Genomic DNA, 8,293 nt, shown 5'->3' with positions numbered 1-8,293 from the left:
AAAAAATACCCTAATAAGAAAAAAGCCAGTCAGCTTAACTGACTGGCATTAGCCAATTGGCTCCCTTTTTCTATTGATTATACGATGCGTGAACGCCGTCCTGATACCCTCTTGCAAATGCAGCATGAGGGCTCTTATGCCTAACAGTGCCCGCCTGACTCACAGGTAGAGAATCAATATCGATATTCAATAGCTCTTCTCTTTCTAAGCCTAAAGCGTAACCACGCTCATAAGCGCATCCACAGCACTTGTGACGCCCTGCTCCGCCTTGGTCTAGTGGAAGAGCTTCAAATTCAGGGTAATGACGATGTTCATTTCTACAAAGTGTCATACAGCCTCCTAACGGTCTTTATTCGATTGAGACAGCACAGAAGCAGCGAACTCTTTGGTTTCGTCACTGTACTTGTCACTCTGGAGAACTGCCGAGGCTTTCTGTTCCATGTCTTTACCCGTCTGCTTCGACTTGTCAGCTTGAGCCATAGCACTAGCAGCTAAAGACTTTTTGATTTTTGATGCGTTAGGGTCTGATAGTGCTTGAGCCGCTTTAGAAGCAACTTTTTTAGATGTTTTCTTCTTATTCATACGTCCTCCAGAATGGTTATCCTTATTAGATATGGGGATAATTTATACAAAACCAAGTGCTTATCGTGAATTTGTATATGAAAGACTAGAACAGTTCAATTGGTTACATTAGACAGACGGTGCATTTGGTTACTTCCCTTCATATACCTTAGGCGCGATGTACGCTGCCCAGTTTATGGCTGCTATGAAACAAACGGTAGATGTAGACAGCGCAATTCGCAGTGGTGACCTATCCCCTATTTTCACTTGGCTTGAAGATAAGATTTGGAGTAAGGGTAGTTTGCTATCAACAGATGATTTGGTGAAGCAAGCGACTGGTGAAACTCTTAACGCTAAGTTCTTCCAAGAGCACTTGAAGGCAAGATACTTAAGCTAATTGTGTAAACGGTTTGACTGACGCATTCTTTCAGGCAGTCAAACCGTTATATAGCGGTCGTTTGCTTGTCAAAAAGACTTCAAAAGTCCTGCATGATAATCAGAGATATCCAGCTTAACACCGTAGTCTTGACCCAATTGATCGAGTTTCGATTGAGCAGCATTTAAACTGTCCATTGTGATGGTATTATCATCGAGTTGCCAAAGCTGTCGAGACCCCTCGTAGCTAAATTGAAGGGCAAGCATCGCATCAACATTTCCATCTTCTGCCGCCGCTTGCAGTGCTCGATTCTTACGATGGATCAAGTTTAATGCATGCTTAAGATCCCAAACATACGCCACTTCACGCATTTTAGGGTGCGGTTTTAGCTTTATTAATGTAACCACTACCCCAATTGCACTGACGATGACTCCAAGTAAGTTCCAGTGAAAATGAGAACCTTGCTCTACTGGAAATAGGTAAATCAGCGTTTGAGAGATTGCCAAACTAAATGCCGCCAAAGCCGCAATACACGCGACAACAACGATATTCAAACGAGAACGGTATAGCTGCTTGTCGATTTTCTGTAACTGCATGAATAGTCCATTGTTTGAGCCGACTAAAGTCATCAATAGTCTTAATTGAGCCAATGATTATACACATCGCGCTTGATTATTAATAAACACATACGCAGATTAATTGTAAGGGCAGTCATCTTTTGGAGTGATGGAGATTCCCTACTCGCTCGGATTTGTCGGCATCTAACGATGCCTAAACAGAAACGATACAGAGCCAAGAATCGATGATATGACCGCTTAACGTTTTTGGATTGACGATTGGTAGGGTTCAAAGTTAATACCATATTTTTCATATAACTCAGCTATGGTTCCATTTTTCACAAGCTTTTCCATTTCTATATCAAAGATTGCGGCTAAGGAGTTCGAGTTTTCTGAGTCAGAAAAAACCACGAAGAGTTTCTCTCCTTTTTTGGTAACTGCAGTCACAAACTGTGATGTGCTAGTCGATGGTGCGTGCATGGATAAAGCCGAGTCATAATCTACCAACGCATCAACTCTTCCTTTTTCAAGTAGCGTAACTCCCTGCTCTACACTATCGATTTCCACCTTTATCAAGCGCACACCTTCTAGAAAGCCTTGGTCAAAATCGTACCCCCTAACCCAGGCAATTTTCTTTTCATGCAAGGAACCGTATCGACGATTCTCCCAATCAAGAGTACCTTTTCTAAACCTCACAACGACATCTTCTTCAATGCTGATATGCCAGCTTGGATATAGAAAGCCTATGTGCCCTTCGGGGTAATAATAATCTCCAACGTAAGCATCCGCGACTTGCCTTTTAACTTGCTGCTTAGCGCGCTTCCAAGGCGTAGTACTAAGCTCAACTTGAATACCGGCTGAACTAAAAACCGCAGTCACAATCTCCCAATATAAGCCTGTACCATCACTATTGGTGTAACCCTGCCATTCTTCACTCACTACTTTGATAGTCTGAATTCTATCCGAGCCAGTAGCTTCACTGCACATAACAACAGAAATAAACGCAAGCATGGAAGTTAACTTCGTCATTTACCTCTCCTTACTCCTAGTAGAGAGCATAGTTGAAGTCCACTGGTCATGCGATATGCGTTGGCTGTTACCAATTCATTTGGGGTCTACAGTTATTCCGAATTCTGTGCGCTTGCGTTTGTTTAAGCCTAATGCTGCTAACCGGTAAGATTCTGATAAGTAGTCTTTTAAGATTAATAGTAAGAGCAGCCATTTTTATGCTTAAATGAGAAAAGTGGTGCTGAACTTAAATTCAATGCTCAGAGACGGCGTAATGTGGGATAACAATAGCGCCAAAAATTAACTATTGACGCCATAGTCTCTTGTTAGGCATTTCGAAAACTAGCGCAAAGAGTTAACACAGGCTTTGTGAACTGTCTCTTGAAACTCTCGGACCGTTACTTTGTCTTTAATTTTTGGCTCAAACTCTTCTTCATCAAAATAAACTACCGGATCGACTACATCTTCGTCTTTAAGCTCAACCCCTATAGCTTCTTCCATATCAACAACTACAGTTATTAGGTCTAAAACATCAGTGTCAAAGTTTTGAGCATAGAATGTCTTATCAATAGCAATTTCATCCACACGAACATCGAGAGTCTTAGCCATTACATCTAATACTTTATCGTCTATTGCATCACAGCTATTAGCCCAAACGAAGTTTGAGTACGTAATTGCTAACACTGAATACAACACAAGTTTGAGATATTTCATGTTTTCCTCTTTGATACCTAACGCCCTGTTAAGGTGTGAGCAACGCAAACCACTATACTAAACCTAGCCACCATAAACACTGTAACAGACTAGAACTAAATTCGCCGAGCGTTGATAGTCCGTCTTAAGTAGCTTGTTAGTTTAACTTTTACACAAATCGCACGATTTAATTAAATTGAACATTTCGCACAAACAATTATACTCTTACTAGTAACTCAAGTTTGGAGCTTTAGCATGCATACATTAACAGCAAATGACGCTAAACGTAATTTTGGCGAACTACTTCTTAGTGCTCAACGAGAGCCTGTTAAAATCAGCAAAAACAGCAAAGATGCTGTCGTTGTTATGTCCATTCAGGACTACGAAGAACTCGAAGCCATGAAAGCTGATTACATTAAGCATTGCTTTGAGGCAGCAAAAGAAGACCTAGCACAAGGTAATACAGTTGATGGCGAAACATTCTTGAAGAGTCTGTAACCTAAAGTATGCAAACGAATAAATATAAGGTGAGCAAATTAGCACAAAGCCATTTACGTAAAATTAAAAGCTATACCGTTACAAACTTTTCCGAATTCCAATGGAATAGCTACAGAGACAACCTACTAGCCGCTTTTCAAATGCTTGCTGACAATCCAGCAGTTGGAAGAAACTGTGATGAGTTGTACCCAGGTGGCTTCTATTTCCCTGTTGGTAAGCACACTGCCTACTTTACCAAAGAAGACGGTTTTATTCTGATCGTTGCCGTTCTTGGTCAATCGCAACTGCCTCAGAATCATTTGAAATAATATTCACACCCTAACAATCACAGTTAGGGTGCGGAGCCTGATTGGTAAACTAACGCCCTATTAAGTGGTGAGCAACGCAGACCACAGAACCTAAAGTATTGTGCCGTAAACACCGAAATTGAAGCAAACTCAAAATGCCTCACGTTGGGAATCCGTCTTAAATGCTTGTTATGACTATGCTTTTACCTTCCTAACTGGTTGTAAGAGCAACGCTACAAAACCCACAAATACGCCAGTGATGGCGGCCCCTATTACGTTCATCCCGGCATAGTTAGTCAACGCTCCAATTGTAAATGAAATAAAAAAGTAAATGGAGTAATGAAAGTAAGGAACGGTACTCCAACAACCACCACACTCGCTACATTTGTTTTTGTCTGAAGGTCGCGTTTTAGATTTTTCAAAAATTGATATTGATTTTTCTTTGCAACATGGACAACTGACCATTTTAGCTATTCTCTCCATTTAAAGTTCAATAGCTAATTTAACACGAGGATAACCACAAGTTGCTTACCATTACAAAGACATATGCTAAATTGCGGCATAGTTATAGCGCCCTGCTAAGTGGCTGGCAACGCGACCACCGCACTTAACCAAACCACCGTAAACACTATACCCGACTTGAACTAAAATTGCCCCGCGTTGGCAGTCCGTCTTAAGCAGATTGTTAGTTGGCTAGCACGCACTGAAGTTTCCATTTTCCACAGTAGAATCAGCGAGGGCCCTAAATTAGTAGACTGGACAACTTAAACATCCAAAGCTCCTTTTGCAAAGGCAAACTAAAAGCTACGGTAGTCCATTGCATGCAAGAGGCACTGAAACCAGCAAACCTAATACGCCCGTTCTTCAAACCAGACACAAAACTAGAAAGGCAAGCTAGTCACCAAACCAATTAAATAGCTGTGAAATTTCCGCTTGCCGTAGCTCGGAGAACGAATGTAAACAACGCACACAGAACCCGTACCTAAAACCAAGAAACTATTGCCAACTAACGCCCTGCTAAGTGGCTAGCAACGCATATCACGATACTTAAACTAACCGCCGTAAACACTTTACCAGACTAGAACCAAAATTGCCGAGCGTTGATAGTCCGCCTTGAGCAGTTTGTTAGCTGCTACGAAGAAGGTTGAGTTTTCCGCCAAAGTGCCTACTTGAAATGCCGTATTGGTTTCGAATGACAATGTACATTAGGCAGCTCGCGAACCAAAACACAATTGATTAAACTTGCTTGGCAGAGAATGCTTTCGAAGAAACTAACAGCCCAGTACACGAAGCTGATTTGGCTGTGGCAAAGTTTCAGCACCCTCGAAGCCACGCCAAAGGACTAGACAAACACACCACTACAGTAAGCAGACTTGGTTGATTCAACCACTTAGCGAACAGTGCCACTGGCGAGATAGTTTGCTCCTTGGGACTATCAGGTGTGAAGCTAGAGCACCGTACTCTGAGCACATAAGCCCTTAGTTTCTTTAAACACTAGCTAACGCCCTGCTAAGTGGCTGACAACATACCACAAAACGCAAACAAGCCACTGTAATCACAAAGCAAACTTTGAAGTAAATTCGCCGAGCGTTGGCAGTCCGTCTTAAGCAGCTTGTTAGGCGCGTTTTTCGAAGTCTACAGCCTCGACACCACGATCTTTAGGTCGAATTACAACTGTATTGGCTATCATGTCGTGCCAACCTTGTTTTTTACCGTTGAAAGCTACCCAGATAAAACCCAAACACAGAGGAATGGTACTAACGTAATATGCGACATACCTAAGAATCGATTTACTCGTTGAAAGTGCTTCACCAGTTTTCGCATCCACAACTTTCAACTTTAACGCAATTTTACCAGGTGTCGCTGAGCGATATACCCAAAATAGTACTGTCGCTATGAATGGAAACACCCAATTAAGTAAAAGGTCCCAGCCACCAAGAATAAAGCTTTCAGATTCGAAGTAGTAATTACCATATATCCAATATAGTAGTGGCATGGTCAACATAAGAAATAAAATTGTATCTATTAAAGCCGCTCCAAATCTTACCCAAAAACCTGCATATTCAAACTGATTACTATATTCCATTACTTTTCCTATTTTTTAATATGGGCTGAATAGCTGATAACCGCCTAACGCCCTGCTAAGTGGCTGACAACATACCACAAAACGTAAATAAGCCACCGTAAACACAGAGCAAACTTTGAAATAAATTCGCCGAGCGTTGGCAGTCCGTCTTAAGCAGATTTTTAGGTCTTTTTTCGAATGGCGCGCTTATGCTTGGCTTGGTATTCTCTACGCTGCTTTGTAACCTCGTAAAGAACGATTCCTGTCGTAGTTGCAAGATTCAGACTTTCGATCATGCCAAACATTGGTATTAATATACAGGCTTCACTTCTCTCTACCACTAGATCACTTACGCCACGAGCTTCATTTCCAAACCAAACCGCAAGTCTAGTTTGAGTGTAATCAGCTTCATGTAAAACAAAGTTGGCCTTTCCTTTGATATGGGGGGATGTAACCAGCGATGTAAACCTATTTTTTTCAAGGTGCTCTAAGCACTCTTCTGTGGTATCAAAGCGCTTTACGAAAGTCCATTTCGATGCGGAAACTGATATTTTAGAAAGAGATTTTCGTTCTCTTATTTCTTCCCAATCATCGGGTAACGATTTTCGACTGTCTACAACATAAATTTTTTCGACACCTAGAGCATTGGCATTTCTAATTACGGAGCCAATGTTTTTCACATCCATTGGGTTTTCTAACACCGCAACTAAGTTTTTGCACTGATACTCTTTAATTTCATCAGCTCTTTGGCGAACTGAACTCTTTGAACTTTCCATCTTTTTCTCTATTAACCTAATAGACCTAACGCCCTGCTAAGTGGCTGACAGCATACCACAACAAGTAAACAAACCACCGTAAACACAGAGCAAACTTTGAAGTAAATTCGCCGAGCGTTGGCAGTCCGTCTTAAGCAGTTTGTTATGTATATTGCTTTTAGAACAAACTAAGCAAGTCCTGGGATGGAGTCTACATCTAGATATCGACGACCTTTACTTTCTTCAGTACTGAAAGTGTCTATCAAGTTTAGCTTGCTATCATTTCGGGCTTTTTGATAGAAAGATTGAAGATCTTCATCATTATTATATAGATAGACCCATATCGTTTGCTTATGTTTACTATTCAACTTAGAGACCAGCGCAAAATGTTGATACCCTTTCTTTGAAGCTAGCTCTGCTGCTCGATTGATATAATTTGACAGGCTATGAGCTTCTATTTCTTGGCTTTTAGGAGCAAGCAGTTGTTTCATAGCAGGGCTTTTTACCCTTTGCGCTGTGTCTGTACTTTGACAACCTAAGAGTGCTATTAAAACTATGAACACTGCTACTATTCTCATTACTTTATCCTATATATATTAAGTTCAATGTACGTCCTTGCGCACAGCATGATATTTTGCAATATTTCTAAGGCGAGTAATAGTTGGCTAAAATGTGAAGCGAAGCGGAACCCAGCCAACTATTACGAGTCCTGCTTTAGCGGCTTGTTAGCCATTTTATACTCATCAAATACTTTTCTGAGATCTGCAAAAGGTTTTAGCCCTAGCTCTACTGGGTTATCAGGTAGCTTTTGATGATCAATATAGCGAATATTCTTTACAACATCATATTCGCCTAGAGCCATATCTAGCAATATATATGAGCCTGAGATAAATATATTAGATTCCTGCTCATTGAAATCAGGGTGGTAAACGATTAAATCAAAGAAGCCATCTTCTACACGGGAATACACCCAAACTTTTGAAACGTCAAACTCTCTGCCAGCGTACTCTAATTTGAACCTTTCATAACCATCTATTCTTGGGCGAAATGCAATAACAGAGAAAAGCTTAAGTGCAGGAGCACTTTTGACTAATGATTCTACGTAAGGAAACGCATCAGCAATACCATCAGCACTTATGACAAATTCTCGTTTACCATCCTTAATATGAGATATTTCATAAGTAACATCATCCTGATACGAAGTTAAATTAGATGATAATTGACCTAAAACTTTCTCCTGATTTTTTTCAAATTCGAAAATAGTAGTTTCGTTTTTAACAAACCACTTCCAAAACTTCTGCTCTTTACTTTCCTTAGCAAATAATCCCATTGGTAACATCACAAGTAATATAGTTAATATAAAATTTTTCATCGGTGCCTGACTAAGTGGCTGACAACGCGGCCACTGCACTCAACCAAACCACCGTAAACACTATACCCGACTTGAACTAAAATTGCCCCGCGTTGGCAGTCCGTCTTAAGCAGATTGTTAG

Annotated in this window: 11 protein-coding genes and 1 pseudogene; 3 read left to right on the top strand and 9 right to left on the bottom strand. The window is 40.8% G+C overall.

Annotated features, from left to right (window positions below):
- Nucleotides 1–70: 70 nt before the first annotated feature.
- Nucleotides 71–331, bottom strand: coding sequence for a hypothetical protein (locus APB76_RS16425; protein WP_054963629.1), 261 nt, complete (start codon nucleotides 329–331; stop codon nucleotides 71–73).
- Between the two features lie 8 nt (nucleotides 332–339).
- On the bottom strand, nucleotides 340–582 hold the full coding sequence (locus tag APB76_RS16420) for a hypothetical protein (RefSeq protein ID WP_054963628.1): 243 nt from the start codon (nucleotides 580–582) through the stop codon (nucleotides 340–342).
- 112 nt (nucleotides 583–694) lie between these two features.
- Here APB76_RS16420 and APB76_RS16415 point away from each other — a divergent pair.
- A pseudogene (locus tag APB76_RS16415) lies at nucleotides 695–958 on the top strand (carboxypeptidase M32); the annotation flags it as partial.
- A 68-nt stretch (nucleotides 959–1,026) separates the two neighbouring features.
- On the opposite strand, the gene APB76_RS16410 reads toward APB76_RS16415, so the two are convergent.
- The 3 genes from APB76_RS16410 to APB76_RS16400 all read right to left on the bottom strand — a co-directional run bounded on the left by APB76_RS16410 (nucleotide 1,027) and on the right by APB76_RS16400 (nucleotide 3,216).
- Nucleotides 1,027–1,533, bottom strand: a complete 507-nt coding sequence (locus tag APB76_RS16410) for a DUF3087 domain-containing protein (RefSeq protein ID WP_054963631.1) — start codon at nucleotides 1,531–1,533, stop codon at nucleotides 1,027–1,029.
- Nucleotides 1,534–1,752: 219 nt separating this feature from the next.
- Nucleotides 1,753–2,523 (bottom strand): substrate-binding periplasmic protein, encoded by a 771-nt coding sequence (locus APB76_RS16405; RefSeq protein WP_157633211.1) that lies wholly within the window; start codon nucleotides 2,521–2,523, stop codon nucleotides 1,753–1,755.
- A gap of 321 nt (nucleotides 2,524–2,844) precedes the next feature.
- Nucleotides 2,845–3,216, bottom strand: coding sequence for a phosphopantetheine-binding protein (locus tag APB76_RS16400; RefSeq protein ID WP_049843924.1), 372 nt, complete (start codon nucleotides 3,214–3,216; stop codon nucleotides 2,845–2,847).
- A 234-nt stretch (nucleotides 3,217–3,450) separates the two neighbouring features.
- Between APB76_RS16400 and APB76_RS16395 the strand changes: the two genes are divergently transcribed.
- Both APB76_RS16395 and APB76_RS16390 read left to right on the top strand, forming a co-directional pair.
- The gene (locus APB76_RS16395) at nucleotides 3,451–3,693 is read left to right on the top strand and encodes a type II toxin-antitoxin system Phd/YefM family antitoxin (protein ID WP_049843923.1); all 243 of its coding nucleotides are present in this window, start codon (nucleotides 3,451–3,453) and stop codon (nucleotides 3,691–3,693) included.
- 8 nt (nucleotides 3,694–3,701) lie between these two features.
- Complete coding sequence (locus tag APB76_RS16390) at nucleotides 3,702–4,001, top strand: type II toxin-antitoxin system RelE/ParE family toxin (protein ID WP_049843922.1); 300 nt, start codon at nucleotides 3,702–3,704, stop codon at nucleotides 3,999–4,001.
- A 1,594-nt stretch (nucleotides 4,002–5,595) separates the two neighbouring features.
- On the opposite strand, the gene APB76_RS16385 is transcribed toward APB76_RS16390, so the two are convergent.
- The 4 genes from APB76_RS16385 to APB76_RS16370 all read right to left on the bottom strand — a co-directional run bounded on the left by APB76_RS16385 (nucleotide 5,596) and on the right by APB76_RS16370 (nucleotide 8,172).
- Nucleotides 5,596–6,066 carry an RDD family protein gene (locus tag APB76_RS16385; RefSeq protein ID WP_054963626.1) on the bottom strand — a complete coding sequence of 157 codons (471 nt, stop codon included), beginning with the start codon at nucleotides 6,064–6,066 and terminating at the stop codon, nucleotides 5,596–5,598.
- A gap of 161 nt (nucleotides 6,067–6,227) precedes the next feature.
- Nucleotides 6,228–6,821 (bottom strand): TrmH family RNA methyltransferase, encoded by a 594-nt coding sequence (locus APB76_RS16380; RefSeq protein WP_064429713.1) that lies wholly within the window; start codon nucleotides 6,819–6,821, stop codon nucleotides 6,228–6,230.
- Between the two features lie 167 nt (nucleotides 6,822–6,988).
- Nucleotides 6,989–7,378: a hypothetical protein gene (locus tag APB76_RS16375; RefSeq protein WP_054963625.1), complete on the bottom strand. Its 390-nt coding sequence runs from the start codon at nucleotides 7,376–7,378 to the stop codon at nucleotides 6,989–6,991.
- A 122-nt stretch (nucleotides 7,379–7,500) separates the two neighbouring features.
- The gene (locus APB76_RS16370) at nucleotides 7,501–8,172 is read right to left on the bottom strand and encodes a hypothetical protein (protein ID WP_157633210.1); all 672 of its coding nucleotides are present in this window, start codon (nucleotides 8,170–8,172) and stop codon (nucleotides 7,501–7,503) included.
- Nucleotides 8,173–8,293: the final 121 nt, after the last annotated feature.

The sequence above is a fragment of the Vibrio bivalvicida genome (genome assembly GCF_001399455.2).
GTDB lineage: Bacteria > Pseudomonadota > Gammaproteobacteria > Enterobacterales > Vibrionaceae > Vibrio > Vibrio bivalvicida.
This window is presented reverse-complemented; position numbering and strand designations above follow the sequence as displayed.

Bases quoted from the DNA above. Each gene is read 5' to 3' on its own strand.
- APB76_RS16425 (WP_054963629.1), bottom strand. From the start codon at position 331: ATGACACTTTGTAGAAATGAACATCGTCATTACCCTGAATTTGAAGCT.
- APB76_RS16420 (WP_054963628.1), bottom strand. From the start codon at position 582: ATGAATAAGAAGAAAACATCTAAAAAAGTTGCTTCTAAAGCGGCTCAA.
- APB76_RS16410 (WP_054963631.1), bottom strand. From the start codon at position 1,533: ATGCAGTTACAGAAAATCGACAAGCAGCTATACCGTTCTCGTTTGAAT.
- APB76_RS16405 (WP_157633211.1), bottom strand. From the start codon at position 2,523: ATGACGAAGTTAACTTCCATGCTTGCGTTTATTTCTGTTGTTATGTGC.
- APB76_RS16400 (WP_049843924.1), bottom strand. From the start codon at position 3,216: ATGAAATATCTCAAACTTGTGTTGTATTCAGTGTTAGCAATTACGTAC.
- APB76_RS16395 (WP_049843923.1), top strand. From the start codon at position 3,451: ATGCATACATTAACAGCAAATGACGCTAAACGTAATTTTGGCGAACTA.
- APB76_RS16390 (WP_049843922.1), top strand. From the start codon at position 3,702: ATGCAAACGAATAAATATAAGGTGAGCAAATTAGCACAAAGCCATTTA.
- APB76_RS16385 (WP_054963626.1), bottom strand. From the start codon at position 6,066: ATGGAATATAGTAATCAGTTTGAATATGCAGGTTTTTGGGTAAGATTT.
- APB76_RS16380 (WP_064429713.1), bottom strand. From the start codon at position 6,821: ATGGAAAGTTCAAAGAGTTCAGTTCGCCAAAGAGCTGATGAAATTAAA.
- APB76_RS16375 (WP_054963625.1), bottom strand. From the start codon at position 7,378: ATGAGAATAGTAGCAGTGTTCATAGTTTTAATAGCACTCTTAGGTTGT.
- APB76_RS16370 (WP_157633210.1), bottom strand. From the start codon at position 8,172: ATGAAAAATTTTATATTAACTATATTACTTGTGATGTTACCAATGGGA.